Source organism: Gilvimarinus sp. 1_MG-2023 (genome assembly GCF_030548285.1).
Map to the genome: position 1 here is coordinate 17,655 of NZ_JAUOSC010000015.1, position 17,417 is coordinate 35,071.

17 protein-coding genes are annotated in these 17,417 nt (G+C 52.7%); 6 read left to right on the forward strand and 11 right to left on the reverse strand.

The features are described from left to right. Positions 1-39: 39 nt before the first annotated feature. A complete protein-coding gene (locus Q4563_RS14050; protein WP_215975085.1) occupies positions 40-711 on the reverse strand; it encodes a glutathione S-transferase in 672 nt (223 codons plus the stop codon). 151 nt (positions 712-862) lie between these two features. Here Q4563_RS14050 and Q4563_RS14055 point away from each other — a divergent pair, with 151 nt between their 5' ends. The 3 genes from Q4563_RS14055 to Q4563_RS14065 all read left to right on the forward strand — a co-directional run bounded on the left by Q4563_RS14055 (position 863) and on the right by Q4563_RS14065 (position 4,931). After that, positions 863-1,870 carry a permease gene (locus tag Q4563_RS14055; protein ID WP_303604895.1) on the forward strand — a complete coding sequence of 336 codons (1,008 nt, stop codon included), beginning with the start codon at positions 863-865 and terminating at the stop codon, positions 1,868-1,870. 33 nt (positions 1,871-1,903) lie between these two features. Beyond that, entirely contained in the window at positions 1,904-2,302 is a 399-nt protein-coding gene (locus Q4563_RS14060) for an ArsR/SmtB family transcription factor (protein WP_303604896.1), read from the forward strand. 229 nt (positions 2,303-2,531) lie between these two features. Continuing rightward, positions 2,532-4,931, forward strand: a complete 2,400-nt coding sequence (locus Q4563_RS14065; RefSeq protein WP_303604897.1) for a TonB-dependent receptor — start codon at positions 2,532-2,534, stop codon at positions 4,929-4,931. Between the two features lie 46 nt (positions 4,932-4,977). Here the strand turns inward: Q4563_RS14065 and Q4563_RS14070 are convergent, their stop codons facing one another. From Q4563_RS14070 to Q4563_RS14080, 3 genes are all read right to left on the reverse strand, one after another. After that, positions 4,978-5,622 (reverse strand): hypothetical protein, encoded by a 645-nt coding sequence (locus Q4563_RS14070; protein WP_303604898.1) that lies wholly within the window; start codon positions 5,620-5,622, stop codon positions 4,978-4,980. A gap of 3 nt (positions 5,623-5,625) precedes the next feature. After that, the gene (locus Q4563_RS14075) at positions 5,626-6,786 is read right to left on the reverse strand and encodes a helix-turn-helix domain-containing protein (protein ID WP_303604899.1); all 1,161 of its coding nucleotides are present in this window, start codon (positions 6,784-6,786) and stop codon (positions 5,626-5,628) included. A 312-nt stretch (positions 6,787-7,098) separates the two neighbouring features. After that, positions 7,099-8,073 (reverse strand): hypothetical protein, encoded by a 975-nt coding sequence (locus Q4563_RS14080; protein WP_303604900.1) that lies wholly within the window; start codon positions 8,071-8,073, stop codon positions 7,099-7,101. A gap of 267 nt (positions 8,074-8,340) precedes the next feature. Here Q4563_RS14080 and Q4563_RS14085 point away from each other — a divergent pair, with 267 nt between their 5' ends. After that, positions 8,341-8,916, forward strand: coding sequence for a CPBP family intramembrane glutamic endopeptidase (locus tag Q4563_RS14085; RefSeq protein WP_303604901.1), 576 nt, complete (start codon positions 8,341-8,343; stop codon positions 8,914-8,916). A 78-nt stretch (positions 8,917-8,994) separates the two neighbouring features. Further along, positions 8,995-9,231 (forward strand): DUF5062 family protein, encoded by a 237-nt coding sequence (locus Q4563_RS14090; RefSeq protein WP_215975076.1) that lies wholly within the window; start codon positions 8,995-8,997, stop codon positions 9,229-9,231. Positions 9,232-9,256: 25 nt separating this feature from the next. Here Q4563_RS14090 and Q4563_RS14095 read toward each other — a convergent pair whose 3' ends face one another. The 7 genes from Q4563_RS14095 to Q4563_RS14125 all read right to left on the reverse strand — a co-directional run bounded on the left by Q4563_RS14095 (position 9,257) and on the right by Q4563_RS14125 (position 15,673). After that, positions 9,257-9,595 carry a cupin domain-containing protein gene (locus Q4563_RS14095; protein ID WP_215975075.1) on the reverse strand — a complete coding sequence of 113 codons (339 nt, stop codon included), beginning with the start codon at positions 9,593-9,595 and terminating at the stop codon, positions 9,257-9,259. Then, on the reverse strand, positions 9,589-10,815 hold the full coding sequence (locus Q4563_RS14100) for a heme biosynthesis HemY N-terminal domain-containing protein (protein WP_303604902.1): 1,227 nt from the start codon (positions 10,813-10,815) through the stop codon (positions 9,589-9,591). Before Q4563_RS14100 ends, Q4563_RS14095 begins: the two co-directional genes overlap by 7 nt. Then, complete coding sequence (locus tag Q4563_RS14105) at positions 10,812-11,960, reverse strand: uroporphyrinogen-III C-methyltransferase (protein WP_303604903.1); 1,149 nt, start codon at positions 11,958-11,960, stop codon at positions 10,812-10,814. The genes Q4563_RS14100 and Q4563_RS14105 overlap by 4 nt, the downstream gene beginning before the upstream one ends. A 66-nt stretch (positions 11,961-12,026) precedes the next feature. Continuing rightward, the gene (locus Q4563_RS14110; protein WP_303604904.1) at positions 12,027-12,836 is read right to left on the reverse strand and encodes a uroporphyrinogen-III synthase; all 810 of its coding nucleotides are present in this window, start codon (positions 12,834-12,836) and stop codon (positions 12,027-12,029) included. Next, entirely contained in the window at positions 12,833-13,780 is a 948-nt protein-coding gene (gene hemC, locus Q4563_RS14115) for a hydroxymethylbilane synthase (protein WP_215975071.1), read from the reverse strand. The genes Q4563_RS14110 and hemC overlap by 4 nt, the downstream gene beginning before the upstream one ends. A 49-nt stretch (positions 13,781-13,829) precedes the next feature. Beyond that, entirely contained in the window at positions 13,830-14,555 is a 726-nt protein-coding gene (locus Q4563_RS14120) for a LytR/AlgR family response regulator transcription factor (protein ID WP_336623035.1), read from the reverse strand. A 14-nt stretch (positions 14,556-14,569) separates the two neighbouring features. Then, positions 14,570-15,673 (reverse strand): sensor histidine kinase, encoded by a 1,104-nt coding sequence (locus Q4563_RS14125; protein ID WP_303604905.1) that lies wholly within the window; start codon positions 15,671-15,673, stop codon positions 14,570-14,572. Positions 15,674-15,904: 231 nt separating this feature from the next. Between Q4563_RS14125 and argH the strand changes: the two genes are divergently transcribed. Beyond that, a complete protein-coding gene (gene argH / locus Q4563_RS14130; RefSeq protein WP_215975951.1) occupies positions 15,905-17,296 on the forward strand; it encodes an argininosuccinate lyase in 1,392 nt (463 codons plus the stop codon). The last annotated feature ends 121 nt before the right edge of the window (positions 17,297-17,417 follow it).

A 17,417-nucleotide genomic window follows, 5' to 3' on the forward strand; every position in this document is an offset into this window, starting at 1 on the left:
TTAATCGTTCACTGTCACATCAGTGTAGCGGTAAGCCTGCTACGAGGGAAACAACACCGGCAATTGCTCTGGCTGCCAGGGTGAATATTTGGTCATGGCCTGAATAAACAGTGGGTGCTCCAACCATGCTCTCAACCACTGTTGCAACTTGGGATAGGGTAATGCGTAGAATGTGTCGCGCTCAACATGGGCGAATTGCCGCACAAAAGGCATAACACCGATATCCGCCAAGGTTAATTCGTCCGCTAATAAAAAGCGCTTGTCCGCTAACCGACTCTCCAGCTGCTGCAAAAATTCTTCGCCACGCAATCGATATTCGTGTTGCGATAACTCTGGATGGCGGTCGGCATACTTGTAGCGATCCAGCCAGTACTTAAACTCCGAGTCATTTTGCTCAATCAGTGTGTTGGCCTGCTTTACCACCTCGGGCCGCAATAAATTATACGGATCGCTCTGCGCCAAGGCCCAGCGCATAATATCAAGACTCTCCTCAATCACTGAGCCATCGCCAAGCTGCAGGACAGGCACAGTACCTTTAGGGCTGAGAGCAAGCATAACGGCGGGTTTGTTTTTAAGCACAACCTCCCGTAACTGCACCGTTTGCTGGGCAAACAGCAGCGCCAACCTGGCACGCATTGCATACGGGCAGCGGCGGAAGGAGTAGAGAACGGGCGCTGCCGCGCAGGGCTGTCGATATTGCAGATTTATCATGCCGATAATTATACCGAATTGCCCAACAAGAAGTGATCCGACCGCGTTACTCAACCGATGCCAAACCTCTCTACCACTTGACAGCACATCTTTCTCCCGACAATATACGCACACATGCACATTTATGCATATGAGAACAGGAGAATCGAAGATGTCAGAAAACAATTGGGCAATGGCCCTGCAAGAATTTATTTATATCGGTGGTTGGTTACTTCTTATTATCGCTGCCGTATCTGTACTTACCGGTGTAGTAAGACACTATGTCCCGCAAGAGAAGCTGCAAAGTAAACTGCAACAGCACGAAAGTCGCGGCCCCATTATCGGTGGACTTATGGGGATACTAACGCCCTTTTGCAGCGCTGCAATGATTCCGGTAATGATCGGTATGGTGCAAATGGGAGTTGCCACTGGCACGGTGTTTAGCTTTTTAATCTCGGCCCCCCTCACCAATTTTGTCGTCGTAGGACTGATTATGGCGACTTTTGGCCTTAAAATTGCCGCCATTTATTTTGCCCTTACTCTAAGTTGCGCCATCGCGGCCGGTTATATTATTGGCTGTACCAGTCTTAAACATGCCGTTAAGCGCGATCTTGTCGAACCCGAAGCCAGCTGTGGCAATGCCGCACCTGCATCGGTCAAAGACCACGAAGTCGAATTTATTATGGAGGAGGAAGATAAAGCATTGGCAGTCGACAATTGCAGCGGCGCTGCAACCTGCGCAGCATCGACTGCCGATGCCGACAGCCACAAAGAAAAATTAAAGCGCGCTATGCGCTTTGCGTGGGCGCTGTTCAAAAAAATCACCCCTTATGTTTTGATTGGTGCGGCCATCAGTGCGCTGTCGGCGGTATTTTTGCCCGCCGACATTGTCGAGAAATACGTAGGCAACGATAATTGGTTCGCCATTCCGGTTGCGGCGGTGATCAGCGTACCTTTATATTTGCGCATCGAGATGGCGCTACCACTACTCGATGTCCTAATCGGCAAAGGAATGGGTATGGGCGCCGCCATGGCCCTGCTGATTGGTGGCACAGGCGCCAGCTTGCCAGAAATTGCCATTGTCTCTACCGTGCTAAAACCCCGAGCGGTGGTCGCTTTTGTGACTATTGTGCTGGCTATGGCTGTTTTCGGCGGGGTGCTCTTTAGTTTGATACTCTAGCGACTTACTATAGATAGAGCGACTGAGGTTGTAATGCTGAACAATTATATCGATACACTTAAAGCATTAGCGGACCCAAACCGGCTTAGACTGTTTTGGCTTCTGGCGCATATTGATCAAAGAATTTGTGTCGCAGAAGCCATGGATGTGCTGGGGGAGTCGCACTACAATGTCTCACGCAATCTAAAAATATTGCTAAAAGCCAATATCGTCACGGCGAGCCGCGAAGGTAAATGGGTTTTCTACACACTCAATAACGACGACTCGGCTTTCAACCAACAAATCCTGGCCGCCGTGCGGCACATCCCAGCGCAGGAATTTAGCGGCGAGATTCAGCGCTGCCAGCTGCGCCTCAATATGCGCCGCGACGGCCAGTGTGTGGTTGGCCCAGACAGCCCCGAATGGCAGCAAGCCTTGAGCAATCACCTCTAATTCAGCCCGCCAGACACGGGCCAACAACAGCCACCGCGCGGCAATACCCTGCCAGAGCTAATTTGCGCCACGGCCCAACACCTTATTACCTGCTACCTTTCATAGATACCTCGACTGGCATGCTGCCGCAGACTGCGGCGCGTACCAAGCCGTCGCGCCGGTCATCTAAACGCCGACGCCAACGTATAGTTGAGTATTGCTATCACCGATCTGTATTTAAGGACGAATAATGACGCTACGCGCCCAGCCCGCCATACACCGCCGATTCTGGCCGCTTACTGCACTATTGCTGTGCCAGCCATTGTGGGCGGCCGATTTGCATCTGACTATTCGCGACCAAACCAACCAGCGCCCGCTGAGCAGCACAGAGGTACGGGTGAGCGACCGTCAAAACCAAACCTGGCAAGGACTCACCGACGAGTCGGGCATTGCCCGCTTTGAGGGGTTGGACGCTGGGCTCTACGAGGTGACGGTCAGCCGCGCAGGATATGTCACCGCGCGCCTGCCTAGCGTACGCTTGATTGAGGATAAAATTACCCCGCTTGATCTGTCACTGGCCAGCGCCAACAAGCAGGTAGAAGAGCTGGTTGTCATCGGCAACAGTATAGGTGGCGGCTGGCTTAGCTCTACTGGGGCGAGCCGCAAAGACCGCGAAGCCCTGCGCAGTGCCGCAGGCAGTGGCAGCGATGTATTGCGCGCACTGGATGGAATGCCGGGGCTGTTCTCCTCTGGTGCCTACTCCAGTTTTACCGTACGCGGTAGCGGACCGCGGGATAACTTAATTCTGGTCGACGGCGTGCCCTTTGCGCGCGTGGTTCATTTTAGCGATAGTTTTGGCGACTTGAGCGACGCTCAAGATGGTGGACGCTACAGCGTGTTTGCCCCCAACACGGTGGGCAGTGCTGATTTTCAACCCGGCGGCTGGTCCGCGGCCTACGGCGGGCGCGCCGGCTCACTATTGCAGCTGGAGGTCGCCCGGGGCAACCCACAAACCCCAGCCTACACTGCACGGCTTGATATCGCTGGAGTAGAACTGGGCTACGATGGCCCCAGCTATCTGCATGCCAATACCAGCGTGCTCTTTTCGGCGCGACAGCTCAACTTTGGTCGCTTATTCGAAGCCGTTGGTCTCGATGACGTGGGTGAGCCGGAGGTCACCCACGTTATTCTTAAAACCCATACCGCGCTTACCGGCGGCAACAGCCTGGAATTTTTGGCCATCTACGCGCCCGAACGCTATTCACGCGACATGGACAACGTGCTGGCCTCGGATAATGACACCCCAGGGGTGTACGACAACGTCGGACTGGTTGAGCAGGCGTCCGACAACACACTGCTGGTCGCGACCTACCAACAACTTCTGGGGCAAAATGCCAGCCTGCAACACAAGCTGTACTACCGCCACTATGGTGAAGATACTCAAACGGGTGAGGCTTACCCGGAACAGGTTGCCACCGATACCCCAGCGCAATTAATACCGCGCCGCCAGCCAATTATTAGTGCGCATCAAGACGACAGCGAAATCGGCTGGCGTTTAGATTTCAGTGATAATAATGCTCTCGGGCGATTGAGCGCGGGGACCCGGCTCAGCCAATCTGACCTTACCCTGCAGCGCGCGATTGATGGACCGTGGAACCGCTACGAGTATCAAGCTAGTAGCTTCCGTCCCAACCCCGAACAGCGCTACGTTGTACTTACCCCTGCCGCGGTCAATACCGATTATCGCGCCCGCGCGCTGCAATATGCCGCGTATATCGATCAAGAATTTACCCTTGGCGCTTGGGATTGGCGCGCCGGGCTTCGGTATGAGGGCGATAAATTTACCAGTGACGGCGAGCTGTCACCCCGGTTGGCCGTCTCATGGCAAGTCTCGGACCGAGCCGGCGTCAGCGCCACTGTGGGCCGCTATGTGCAAATGCCCCGCCTAGATGACCTCGCAGGGAATACCAGTGACGCCACCTTAGGCTACGAAAGTATCGATCAGATCAGCCTAGGTGTACACTACCAACTAAACCAACGCTGGGAAATGTTTATCGAACCTTACTACCAGCAGCGGCGCGAGCTAGTAGTACAGCGCGACGCCGTCACGCAAACCTATTCCAACTCCGGGGCGGGTACCTCCTGGGGAATCGACGCTGCACTAACCCGCCAGTTCGCTTACGGCTGGTCGGCCAGTGCCACCTACTCGTATAACCAGACGCAGCAGCGCGATGCTGCCGGCCTGCCCGAATACGACGCCGATTACCACCGGCCACACGCATTGAGCGTGGGCGGCGTCTGGGAAATCAATGCTCGCTGGAAATTATCTGGCCGCTGGAAGTGGGCCTCTGGTCTACCCTATGGCAATTACATTGTGCATGCGAATGTACTGGGCGACGGGCAACCGGTGCGTTACAGCAGAGAAACCATCGGCCAAAATAATTTGCGCTACGATGACTATGGCTCACTCAATATTCGACTCGACTACCGCCGCCCGCTAGGGGCTACACAAGTTATTGCGTTTATTGACATCATTAACTTATTGGGCGAAGAAAACCCCTCCAACATTAACTTTAACGAACGCAGCGGCACGATAAAACCAGAAGAAGGCAGCCTCTTACCACTGCTAGGGTTGCGTTTTGAATGGTGACCGCGGGCGCTACCGCTCAAAACACACGCCACGCGGGTTCACAAAATTACTGAGCCTGTTTTTCTATTTCCTCCATTAAGCTATCTAGATAGGTAGATGACAGCTGGGCCCAGTTGTTTAACAGCAATTTAAAATAAATAAAATTAGTTCTTCGGTTAGCGAACGGACTGCCAATTGTTGCCGGTGTTGTACCGTAATCGGAAATTGTCATTAAGGTATCGCCAGCGCCCGAAGATATAACAATATTTATCACCGAACTACCAGCGAAACGAGCGAGGATTGTATCGCTAATACCAATTTTTTCTGGCGCTACGATATTAAGCTCATCGAGTTTAGGCTGAACAATTATATTGGCTTTATCGCGCTCGGTCAGCACTTTCCAACCCGCCTCAGATAATGATTTCTGCATCTGTCTCTTGAACTCGACGCCGTATGTTTTTTTAATATATTGTCGATAGCTACTCGACGTTTCATTGCTAAACTCGTTCAACCACACTTTGGAAAAGCTCACCGGAACCTCTTCGATAAAAACCGTTCTTCTGGGCGACAGCTGAATACTTTCGGCAATATAAAACTCATCAAACTCCTGCGACTGCATAGGTTCCAAACTGGCGCTGGCGGCTTTTGACGTTAAAACAAGCATCACACTCAGCACAAATAACTTACTAACGATCGTGGTTATATATTTCATAGGTCACTCTCCTGAAGTAAAAGTTTCTGGGCCAACACCTTCGGCCAGCCGTTGCTTTCTGTACTCTCCTGGCGTTAGGCCAGTACTTTCTTTAAACACCCGATAAAACGTATTGCGATTATTAAAACCTGAAACAAAAGCGATATCGGTAATACTTTGCGTTTTCGGTCCTGTGTTCATCAGCACCAACGCCTCCTGCAAACGATATCGGTTTAAATAATCATAGAAACTCGTATGCAAATGAATGTTGAGAAGCTCCGATAACTGATGACTTGATATCTCCAGTGTTGCCGCCAGCTTTGCCACGTTAATACCGGTATCCAAATATAATTTTTGCTCGCTCATCACCTTCTCAAGCATTTCTTGCAGCGTACCGGCTACCGCCTCTGACAGCTCGGTTTGCCGGCCGCACTCTAGCGCCTCTTGTGCGGGCTTTGTGGATTCAAGGTCGGTGGGCGAATCATAGGAATCTACCGGCTGGTCAAACATATGGGGTTGCAAGAGAAGTAACAGCGCAATCGTACTAATGTAAAAAGAAAGACCGCCAATAGAGACTGCGACAAAGATATAGCGAATCGGAACACCAAGGTGCAGTAATGCCAGCAATACATTGTCGTAAATAAGGATAACGAACATACCGGCAATCAAATACAACAACCAATGGTAGGTAGAGTTTCTAAACTCGCTGCCCAAAATAGCGAGCTTTTTACGATAGCGGTATAACCTAACAGCGATAACACTTAAATAAATCACCACGTGCAGAAGCAATGCGCTGTAGTAGAGTCCGAAGTGCAACCACTCTAGCTTGATATAGTGAATGGCCGCCAGAGCGATAAAGGGAAAAAATTGCAGCAGCAAGCGCTGGCTATTTTGCGTACGCTGCACAGTATCATTGACGAGCATCAGCAGCAGGGGGCCATAGCACCACGTCAGAGTACTGGCTAGTGAGTGCAGCAGCGGTGGCGGCTGGTGCATTATCAAGCCGAGATAAGCGTTAACCGGCACAACCAGCAGCAGGCCAATAAACAGCAATAAGCTCCGCTTGATATTGGCGGGGCAGCGCTTATTCAAGCCGATACTCAGGCAGGTCCATAGACCTAAACTGGTAGAGGCGATATACAGCAGTTTGAGTAGCTCCGCACCCACGTCGGCGGTTTCTGTCATAACTACACCTATTGTTATTAATTTTATTTTTTGTGCTTTACAACTTTGTCACGTCATAATTGTGGCATCACTTGGCGAAAAAATTGTGTATTTCGAGGGAAGTAGACGGAAATAGTCTCAGTCGAGGGCTTTACGGCGCCTCACAGCCCACATTAGGACGGGGTGTAGAGTATTTAGAGCGCACGATAGGGAAACCGTACGCGAGCTGCTCGTTGTGAATATAACGTAGGAAGGGTCTAACCGGCCGCCAGCCATACACCGAGCCGTAATCATTCAGTCAAATAAGCGCCGCCCTTAAGACGGCGCATAAGTTTAGGCAGGTTCGGTTTTATCGGAGGTTTTACTCGCGCCCACATAACTGACCGCTTTCTCACCCATTTCTCGGAACTTATCAGACGCTCCGTTCAACTTCTCTTCCCACTCAGCGTTGGGAGTTTGGCCTTCAATGGTTTTGAAATACACCTGCATCATGGCCGTAACTGCCAAAGGCTCCAGCAGGGCCGCTTTGATACCCCAAGCCAATAAAACGGAGAACACGACCGTCCACACCCCAACCGCTCCGGGAAACAGTGCAGCAATAGCCGCCACTGGGCCGAGTACCAATAGGAAGATAACAAAACCAGCGACATACATAAATAACATCAAAAACACCGCATTTTTCAGCATCACTTTATAGTTCTGCGCGTAGAGAATGATGGCGGTTTTACTCGACTGCCAGGGGTTTTCACTATTTGTTTTTATATTGTAAGCCAATATCACTTCATCGACATAGGTCAGTGAAACATTGATGATTTTGTTCACGATTCCAACCAAACTACGGATTGCCGGAATAGGAATAAAATTGGAAATCGTCATAGTCATACGGTTGAGGGTACGCAAAATACCTTTAATCAACTGGTCGACGCCGAACAAAATGGAGGATTCTTTAAAACGCTCTTTCACCACCGCTTGACCGTGTTCGACCTGTGATCGACCTTCGGGCAGCTCTTTATCTTGTATTAATTCAACCAATACCGCGATGTGGCCGGCTTTAATTAAGTAGAGCAAGTATTCACGAGCAAAGTAGAGAACCGCACTGACCAGACCAAAACCAATGGCGCCCCCCATAAAAGCTCCGCCACCTTGACCGTCCCCCACGGATGTTAAGCCATAGCCAATCCCAGCCCCAATACCCGTAACCAGCATATAAGCCAGGGTAATACCAACATACACCACCAGGCGCATCAATAAAAAAGGCAGCGTTTTGCGCATCAAACCCACGGCCGCCCCGAGATTAAAATCCCACATACCGTCACTCCTTGTTCAGATTATAGTTTACGTAACATCATTATTTTCCTAGCTCATTGTGACGATAATACGCTCCTAAGAGAAGCAATCAAGCGCCGGCAGGTGGTCTTTGGCGACAGACGGGCCGCGCACTAAGGCACAAGCGCTCTGTTTCCTCGCCAGTGGTGTTGCCGATATTACCGCTCAAATTATTCGCTCAAGCCTTTTTCTCCAGAAACCGGCTTGCATCCGCCCGCACTCCAGCACACCCGGAGTATAATGCTCGCTATGAATCGAAAAACTTTTTGGCTGTTAACGTTGTTTGAAGGTGGCCTTGGTGTTGTCGCCTTTATCATCCTTTGTCTGACCCATCGCCCGATACCGCTACTAGGTTCCACCGGGCCAAGTGCTTGGGCATGGGGCATTATCGGTGCCTTACTCACCTATGTAGCACTTGCCAGCGGCCTACGATTTTGGCCCTATTTACAGCGCAAACTCACCGGACATATTCAGCAGTTACGCCAGCTTTTTATGCCTTTGACTGTATTGCAGTTCGCCCTGATGGCCACCTTAGCAGGCTTGGGGGAGGAGTTGTTGTTTCGGGTATTGCTGCAAAGCTGGCTGGACAGCTGGATGCCCATCAGTTTGGCGATTATCTTTTCTTCTTTGATATTCGCCGCTATGCACTGGCTATCACTCACCTATTTTATCTTAACCTTGATAATGAGCATCGCGTTTGGGCTGGTGTACCACGCAACGCAAAGCTATGTATTAGTCGCCACTTGGCACGGGCTCTACGACTTTATCGCACTGGTAGTTCTAACCCGCCAGGCGCACTGGCTGCTACCAACAACAAGTCGCTAACAGGTTTATCTTGTACACGGCGATTTTTTCCTCTAACGTTTTAAGAGTTCGGCAAAAACCTTTGCGCTGGAGACGGCCATGAAAAAACTGGAAAACGAAAAAGAACTGACAAAGAAGGCTTTACGAGTGGGATCGGTTTACGCCGAAAAGCGCGGCGCTGCCAAGTTTGAGGCAACCGATTCGGCTGGGGATCGAATGCTGTACATCTACCGTTTGTTAGTTCACGACAAGCTGATTCAACCGCTACCAGAAGATCAGGTTTCGCAAAAGTCCATTCAGCACAAATTAGCGCTTTGGGCATCGCGGCTTGAATAACATCGAACGATCATCAAGTCTTAGTTCACGTGCCTGATGGCGGAATAAAGACCGCCAACCAGACGGAGTCCTCATCGGCGAGAGTGCCCTCTACTCGGTGGCGGGTTCCGGCTGGAATCATGACATAATCACCCGGCGCCAAGGCTTGCTCTTGGCCTGTGCCCCAACGCAGCACCGCACCCCCGCTGAGTAGAACCACCCATTCGTGCTCATCTTGTTGGTACCAAAAATCGGGAGGACTGGCGTGGCCGCGCGAGACGATACGCTCGATACGCACTCCGGCCACCTCGGCCAGAGTTGTGAATAATTCCTCGGGCAGCTGCTCGGGAATATCCGCCAGAATTTGCCCCACAGGAATCAACATTCACTCCCTGCAGCGACTTTTTTCTGGGCCAAACAATTTAACCCTTGCCGACACAGTTGGGCACTCTTTTCAGGCTCGCCCAGTTGATCGAGTAATTGGGCGTAATCGAGATACACTTGGGCATCAGGCTTCATTTCTATCGCTTGGGCAAAATAATCTCGCGCCTTACCCCACAACTCATTGCGCCCACAGAGCCGGCCCAATGTTGCCATCATAGCGCCGTCGGCATCGTGTTGTTTCTCCCAGCGGGTCGCCACCTTAAGCTGTTGCTCGGCATCGGCGCCAATCAGACCGTAAAGCTCCACCCACTCGGGCCGCCATTCACTTTGCAAAGCATTTTGTAATAGTGGTTCTGCTTCATTATCAACGCCTAACCCATGCAGCGCCATTGCCACTGCCGCCATCAACTCTGGCTCGCGCTGTAGTTTTTTAGGGACTCGCTGCCAGATAGCATCCAGCCGTTGCTTCTGCTCTTGGTCAGTCGCGCCTTTTTTGCGGCGTGCTTGTAAGTTAGCTAACTGACGCAGATAGATATCCAGCTCTAATTGTTTACGCGCTTGTGTACTGCGCCCCGACAATGACTGCAAGCTGGGCAATAATTCCTCTAGCGCATCGATATCATCCAGCGCCCAATAGACATCAGCCAACAGGTCCAATACAACCGGGTGCTCTGGCGCCAGTCGTTTGATGCGGTTGAGTGTTGCCAGGCATTGCTCATAGCGATCGCTGTCCAGCTGCATGCGAGCTTGGGTCAGGGCCACTGCTAGCTCATTGCCCGGCTTACTTTTCTCAGCCTTGTGGAGCAGATCCAAGGCCGCGGAGAAGTCCCCTTGCTCATAGGCGCAGCGAGCGGCAGCGAGATAATTAACCAATGGATTGGCCGAGCCAGCGGCACTTTTCACCAACTGTTTGCGCGCTTGAGGCCAGCTACCTTCGATATATTTCACCAGAGCGGAGAAGGTTTTTTGTTGAGCGCGCACGGACGCGTTGCGATTGCCGAACACCATACGCCCAAGACGGCGCGATCCACTCAGCAGACGCCACCCCCAATAAAACAAGACAAATCCCAGCAACCACAAAGCCAGTGCCGTCCAGATGCTCATCTCAATAGCCACTTGCCCCCACGAAAGCAATACATAGCCACTGTCACTGCGCATTAATTGAAGTAATAGAGCGCCGCCCACCATGGCAAGCAGCAGAAGGATCAGCTTCTTTTTCACAGATCTTCCTCCGACTGAACCTGATGCAGACGCTCAATATAGTCGCGCAATAAGCGTTGCGCGCGATCCACATCGGGTAGCTCAACTTGCACTGCCATATCGGAAAGTGCGGTTAACTCTTCAGCCATCACCCGGGCGGCATCGGACAGCTCGAAATAGGTTTGCAGCCAGGCAATCGACTCTTGCAGGCTTTGCTGATAAACCGGTTGGGATTCGCGCAGTAGCGCGGTTTGCGCTTGCTCGAGCATCAAGCGCAAATTCTGCCGTAAAAAATAGGCTTGCTCGGGGGCCATAAGTGGCGCTACGTTAACGTCATGCCGAGTTACCCGGATCAGACTACCCAGTGTGCGCCAAGCATTGGCCACACTGTTTTTGACTTTTCCCCATGCGTCATCTGCTTGAGGTGCAGACCCAGCTTGTACGATATTGCTAGACTGACGCTGATAGGCCTGCAGCACCGGTAGCGCCCCCACCTGATCAATCGCCGCCTGCAAGCGCAAGTAAATGCCTTCTTTATCAACGGTGTCCGCCAGCTGTAACTGAACGACTTCATCAGATAACACTTGGCGCACCGCGAACAATCCCGGATCATCTTGCGCCTGTAAAATGGCATCTGCCGCGCGAGTCATGGCCAGCGCTTCGACGCTATTGTGTTCCAACAACACCTTTTGATTGGCCATACGCAATAAAAAAGCAGCCTCGGCTAATTTCCAATCGTTGCGTGTGGTGCCGGATATCGCCGCCAAACGGCTCTCTAGTGAGGCGAGTTGTCGCCCCAGCTGAGCCATGGCGCGGCGCTGGGCCTGCTCTTCTTGCATTTCTTGGGCTGGGTTTTCCAAAGCCAAATAGCGCTCGTGCAGCTCGGCCAGCTGCCGCTCCAAGGGGGCGGGATCGAAAGGCTCATGCGCGTCTTGTACCGGCCGATTATCAACTTGCTGTTCAAGGTTTTGCACTTGTAGCCATAGCTGCCAACCGTACCAGCCACCCACACCGGCCGTGGCAATAAGCAAAAACAAGCAAAGCAAAGCCAGCCCCGACCCTGTGCGTGATGGCTTCGCACGCTTGGTGGGAGTATCACTGGTGGGGGCAGTCGAGCTGGTCGTCTCGGCCGGCAGATCTTGTTTAGATTGGGGCGTTTCGGCCATGGGATGAATTCTCCTCACAAGTACAGTTCAAGTACCAAAATGATAGTAATGCGTTCAATCAGCTATTCACTGATTGAGGTTGGTGCTACCGAGCAAAGGTTCTAATGCTTTTTGCATGGCCCGATCACCGGCGTTTAAAGCGGTGCTTACACGCTCAAAGCCAAGCTCCCGAGCCAGTGCTGCAACTCGTTGTCCGGGGACCACCACAGGCGCCGTCAACAGTGTAGCCAAACCACCGGCGCTGCGGGCCAATGTCACCAAGTTTTGTAAGCTTTCGCCACTATGGGCGGTAATCACCGCATCGCAGGACACCCCTGCTGGCCAGCTTAGTAACCACCAGCGCAATTGCTCGAGTGCTTGCGAGGGTATAACCCGTCGATATAACGCGCACTGATTAACCTGCGCCCCACGTGCTGACAACGTCTGCGCAAGTAAATCGCGCCCCCCCTCGCCCTTACAAATCAAAATACGCTCATCTGCCACATTTTGTAGAGAGCTGCTGGTCAATAAGGTTTCACTGTTCATGGGGGACTCAGCCCCCCCCAATGCACTGGGGGCGATATCTGCCTCGCGCAGCGCCTCGGCCGTACTCTCACCGATCGCAAAGTACTCGATGCCCACCGGCAGTTGGGGCCAGTACTGGTCGAGCCAGTGCAGAGCATGCGCCACTGCATTGCGACTAACGAAAATGACTTTGTGATATTCATCAAACGCTAATATATGGTTTTTTATGGCTTGTTCTGCAGCCGGCTCACGCAAAGGGTCAATCACCATACAGCTGACTATATCCGCCGCCCAACCGCATTCAGCCAGTTGGGCCTGCCAGGCGCTGGCGGCCGGTTCGGGGCGAGTAATCAGTATACGGCTGACAGTCATTGCACATTCCGACCGTACACCTCGGCCAAAATTTTGTCGGCGCCCGCGGCCAGCAAGCGCTCGGCCAGCGTCACGCCCATGGTATTGGCCTCGGCTACGGTGCCACTAATGGCATCGTACAACATGGTCGTACCGTCTTCCGCGCCCACCAATCCTCTCAGCCGTAAGCCACCCTCTTGGTGTTCGGCGTAACAGGCGATAGGCACTTGGCAGCCACCTTCTAAGCGGCGGTTCATGGCTCGCTCGGCCATGACACACTCGGCAGTGGCCTGATGGTGTAGTGGGGCCAGTAAACGGTGCAGGCTTTCGTCATCACTACGACACTCAATTCCCACCGCGCCTTGACCGCCGGCGGGCAGCGACTGCTCGGGGGTTAGAAAACTAGCAATACGATCTTGCAGTTCTAACCGAATTAACCCCGCACTGGCGAGCACGATGGCGTCATAATCGCCGTTATCCAGTTTTTGTAAACGGGTCTGGACGTTGCCGCGCAGAAATTTAATTTCGAGATCAGGCCTGGCCGCCAAAATTTGGCACTGACGACGCAAGCTGGAGGTGCCGACCACGGCACCTGCGGGCAGCTGGTCGATCGTTTGGTATTGATTGCTAACAAAGGCATCGCGCGGATCTTCACGCTCACAGATCACCGACAGCCCCAAGCCCTCGGGGAACTCCATCGGTACATCTTTCATCGAGTGCACGGCAATATCCGCTCGATTTTCCAGCATGGCCTGCTCCAGCTCTTTCACGAATAGGCCTTTGCCGCCCACTTTGGCCAGAGGCACATCCAGTATTTTATCGCCTTTGCTTTTTAGCGGTACCAGCTCAACCACTATACCCGGGTGGTGCTTCTCCAGCTCAGCTTTGACGTATTCGGCTTGCCAGAGGGCCAGCAGGCTTTGGCGGGTGGCAATTCGGATTACTCTGGGTGCACTTGCAGTCATAGTCTTCTCTGTTTTCGGTGGGTCTGTAGCGGCTGCACATCATACCAATTCACAGCGTCTGTAACAGGGCCTTCACTTCACTGGCGTGACGCCGGCTAACCATAGGCCCAGTTTCCATATCGGCCATCCGCAGGCGGTAGCCGCCCTCGCAGGTTCGCTCAACCGCTTCGATCCATCGGGTAACCACTAAAGCGTTGCGATGCACTCGCGCCATTTGCTCGCCAAATTCGGCTTCCAACTCTTTAAGCGTGCAATCGAGCAAATGCTGGCCCGCGGTGTGATAGACAGTGACGTATTTTTGATCAGCCAAAAAATAGCGGATATTCGCCACCGGTATACGCTCCATACCGCGGTGGGTTTTGGCCGTAATACTGGTACGTGCCGAACTGGTACTGGCGACAGCGCGCTGAATTTTGTTGATGCGGGTGACTTTACTCAGCCCCTGCTCCAGCTGCTCTTTGCGCACGGGCTTGAGTAGATAACCCACCGCTGTGGTAGTAAAAGCATCCAGTGCATATTGCTCATAAGCCGTACAAAAAATAACCGCCGGTGGGTCTTCCAACGCCTCGATTTGCTCGGCCGCGCGCATACCGCTGGCGCCTGGCATTTCGATATCGAGCAATACAATATCGGGGTCCAACTGCTCTATTTTAGCCAGTGCCTGCTCGGCGTTCTCCGCCTCACCACACACCTGGTACGCGTCCAGATCATCGAACATACGCACAAGGCGCGAGCGAGCCAGATGTTCATCGTCGACGATTAACACTTCCAACATAAAACAAATACCTTTTACGATTGCCTGGGGCGCGATTGAGCCAAACAGGCGGTGAGTTCTATGGTGACACTCACCTTAAATTGATCGGTCTTATTATCGACCGCCAATGAAGCCGCCACGCCATAGTGAGCGGCCAAGCGATGGTGTATGTTTTCCAGTGCCATCTGATTACCCGCTGAGGGCTGATTGATATCGGAAACAGGCAGCGAATTGATCACCACCAACTCCAATACTTCGGCTCGAATATCGGCCTGCACCGTAACCTGGCCCCCCTGTGGGTCGGGTTCCACGCCATATTTAATCGCATTTTCAACCAGAGGTTGCAACAGAAGATTTGGCAATAATAATGCTTCGGGCAAGGGTTGAACTTGCCAGTTGACTTGCAAGCGCTGCCCCAGTCGAGCCTGCTGAATGTGTAAATAACTACGGCACAATTGTAATTCGCGCGCGGCGGGAATTAACCCAACCTCGGCCAAGCTTGCCCGCATTAAATCGCTGAGATCTTCCACTTGGCGCTCGGCTAGCTGTGGGTCCACGGCAATAAGGCTGGCAATACTGTTCATACTATTAAATAGAAAATGCGGCTCGATACGCGATTGCAGCGCCTGAATGCGCGCGCGCAGCTCAGCTTGCTGCTGTTTTTGCAATTGTTGCTGTAGGTATAAATAGCGCAAAATAATACCCGCCAGTACCGCGGCAATCACCAAATGACTGGCCACCTGCCACCAATCGATAGCCAACTTACCAATATCGCGCAATAGCCATTGTCCGCCCAAAGAGCAGATCATAGTCACCACCAACACAATGGCGTAACTGATCAGCCCGGCACGCATCGGTCCCAAACGAGCCAAATAGCTCTGTAAATAGCAGAGGATAGAGGCCGAACTCAGCACAACCCACTGTACCAGAAATGACACTAAACCTAACTCGGCCCAGCGCAAGTCTCGCAGCCCGCTATTGGCGACAACTAATAAAACCGAGAGTAACTCCGCGGCCAGAATCAACAATAAAAGAGCGTAGCCGGTACACAGGTTAGGGATAAAACCAAGCGCCTCGCGCAGCCCTGTCGCCTGCCCGTTGTGTTGCTGCTTACCTTGCGCCATCATGCCAAGTCCCATCCGTTATTAATCCGCGTTCTGCGTTCTGCGTTCTGCGTTCTGCGTTCTGCGTTCTGCGTTCTGCGTTCTGCGTTCTGCGTTCTGCGTTCTGCGTTCAAGTATAACGCCCTCCACACCTCCTATCTCTCAAGCATAGGGACTCAGCTCTAGATACGCTATAATGCCGCCTTTTCTTGTATTCTGGCCACTGTTTATACCAGTGTGCCATCAACGACTGCTGTGAGAGAGATTATGAGCGATACCGATCAGACCAACAAATCATGGGGGGGCCGCTTTAGCGAAGCGACCGATGCGTTTGTCGAGCGTTTTACCGCATCCATCGGATTTGACTGGCGACTGTATCACCACGACATCAACGGTTCTATTGCCCACGCCACAATGCTGGCAAAAGTTGGTGTTCTCAGTGCTGACGAGAAACAGCAAATTATTACCGGGCTAGAAGAAATACGCGCCGATATCGATGCGGGTAATTTTGAGTGGTCGGTCAGCCTGGAAGATGTGCACATGAACATCGAAGCTGCCCTAACCGCGAAAATTGGTATCACCGGTAAAAAGCTGCACACCGGCCGCTCGCGCAATGATCAAGTCGCCACAGACATTCGCCTTTACCTGCGCGATGAAATCGACACAATTGCCACCGAACTCAAGCGTCTGCAAACGGGGATTTTGGGGGTAGCCGAGCGCGAGGCAGGCACTATTATGCCGGGTTTCACCCACCTGCAGACCGCCCAGCCTGTCACATTCGGCCATCATTTACTGGCCTGGAATGAGATGCTGACCCGCGACGCAAGCCGTTTGCTAGACTGCCGTAAACGCCTTAATCAATCGCCTTTAGGGGCCGCCGCTTTGGCCGGTACGACCTACCCCATCGACCGCGCCTACACCGCAGAGCTGCTGGGTTTTGATGGCCCCACTAACAACAGCCTAGATTCTGTTTCCGACCGAGATTTCGCCATCGAATTCTGCGCCTTTGCCAGTATTTTGCTAACCCACCTGTCTCGCGCCAGTGAAGAGCTTGTCCTTTGGACCAGCGCTCAGTTTGACTTTATTGACCTACCCGACCGCTTCTGTACCGGTTCATCCATTATGCCGCAGAAGAAAAACCCCGATGTACCCGAGCTGGTACGCGGTAAAACCGGCCGGGTGAACGGCCACTTAATCAGTCTATTAACGCTGATGAAGTCGCAGCCTTTGGCCTACAACAAAGACAACCAAGAAGATAAAGAGCCCTTGTTCGATGCCATTGACACGGTCAAAGATTGTTTGCGCGCCTTTGCCGATATGGTGCCGGCGATTACCGCCCGCAAAGACAGCATGTACGAAGCGGCCCGCCGCGGCTTCTCAACGGCTACCGATTTGGCCGACTACCTAGTACGCAAAGGCATGCCCTTTCGCGACGCCCACGAAGTAGTGGGTAAATCCGTGGCCTACGGCATAGAAACTGGCAAAGACTTATCGGAAATGAGCCTGGAGGAGCTACAGCAGTTCTCCAACACCATTACTGCCGATGTGTTTGAAGTGCTCACGCTTGAAGGTTCAGTAGCTGCGCGCGACCACGTGGGCGGCACCGCCCCGGCGCAGGTTACCGCAGCAGTTGCCCGCGCCCGCCAGCTGCTGGGCTAAATCCAGCCTTTACGCTGCAGTGCCCGCCACTGCAGCGCCTTCCTTTATTGTGCAACAACCACTCTAGCAGGGTGGAATTGTCGCGAGTTTCGTCTATTATTAGCCTATCCCGCAACAACAG

Excerpts from the sequence above, each read along its gene's own strand:
- Q4563_RS14050 (WP_215975085.1), bottom strand. The coding sequence starts at position 711 with ATGATAAATCTGCAATATCGACAGCCCTGCGCGGCAGCGCCCGTTCTC.
- Q4563_RS14055 (WP_303604895.1), top strand. The coding sequence starts at position 863 with ATGTCAGAAAACAATTGGGCAATGGCCCTGCAAGAATTTATTTATATC.
- Q4563_RS14060 (WP_303604896.1), top strand. The coding sequence starts at position 1,904 with ATGCTGAACAATTATATCGATACACTTAAAGCATTAGCGGACCCAAAC.
- Q4563_RS14065 (WP_303604897.1), top strand. The coding sequence starts at position 2,532 with ATGACGCTACGCGCCCAGCCCGCCATACACCGCCGATTCTGGCCGCTT.
- Q4563_RS14070 (WP_303604898.1), bottom strand. The coding sequence starts at position 5,622 with ATGAAATATATAACCACGATCGTTAGTAAGTTATTTGTGCTGAGTGTG.
- Q4563_RS14075 (WP_303604899.1), bottom strand. The coding sequence starts at position 6,786 with ATGACAGAAACCGCCGACGTGGGTGCGGAGCTACTCAAACTGCTGTAT.
- Q4563_RS14080 (WP_303604900.1), bottom strand. The coding sequence starts at position 8,073 with ATGTGGGATTTTAATCTCGGGGCGGCCGTGGGTTTGATGCGCAAAACG.
- Q4563_RS14085 (WP_303604901.1), top strand. The coding sequence starts at position 8,341 with ATGAATCGAAAAACTTTTTGGCTGTTAACGTTGTTTGAAGGTGGCCTT.
- Q4563_RS14090 (WP_215975076.1), top strand. The coding sequence starts at position 8,995 with ATGAAAAAACTGGAAAACGAAAAAGAACTGACAAAGAAGGCTTTACGA.
- Q4563_RS14095 (WP_215975075.1), bottom strand. The coding sequence starts at position 9,595 with ATGTTGATTCCTGTGGGGCAAATTCTGGCGGATATTCCCGAGCAGCTG.
- Q4563_RS14105 (WP_303604903.1), bottom strand. The coding sequence starts at position 11,960 with ATGGCCGAAACGCCCCAATCTAAACAAGATCTGCCGGCCGAGACGACC.
- Q4563_RS14110 (WP_303604904.1), bottom strand. The coding sequence starts at position 12,836 with ATGACTGTCAGCCGTATACTGATTACTCGCCCCGAACCGGCCGCCAGC.
- hemC (WP_215975071.1), bottom strand. The coding sequence starts at position 13,780 with ATGACTGCAAGTGCACCCAGAGTAATCCGAATTGCCACCCGCCAAAGC.
- Q4563_RS14120 (WP_336623035.1), bottom strand. The coding sequence starts at position 14,555 with ATGTTGGAAGTGTTAATCGTCGACGATGAACATCTGGCTCGCTCGCGC.
- Q4563_RS14125 (WP_303604905.1), bottom strand. The coding sequence starts at position 15,673 with ATGGGACTTGGCATGATGGCGCAAGGTAAGCAGCAACACAACGGGCAG.
- argH (WP_215975951.1), top strand. The coding sequence starts at position 15,905 with ATGAGCGATACCGATCAGACCAACAAATCATGGGGGGGCCGCTTTAGC.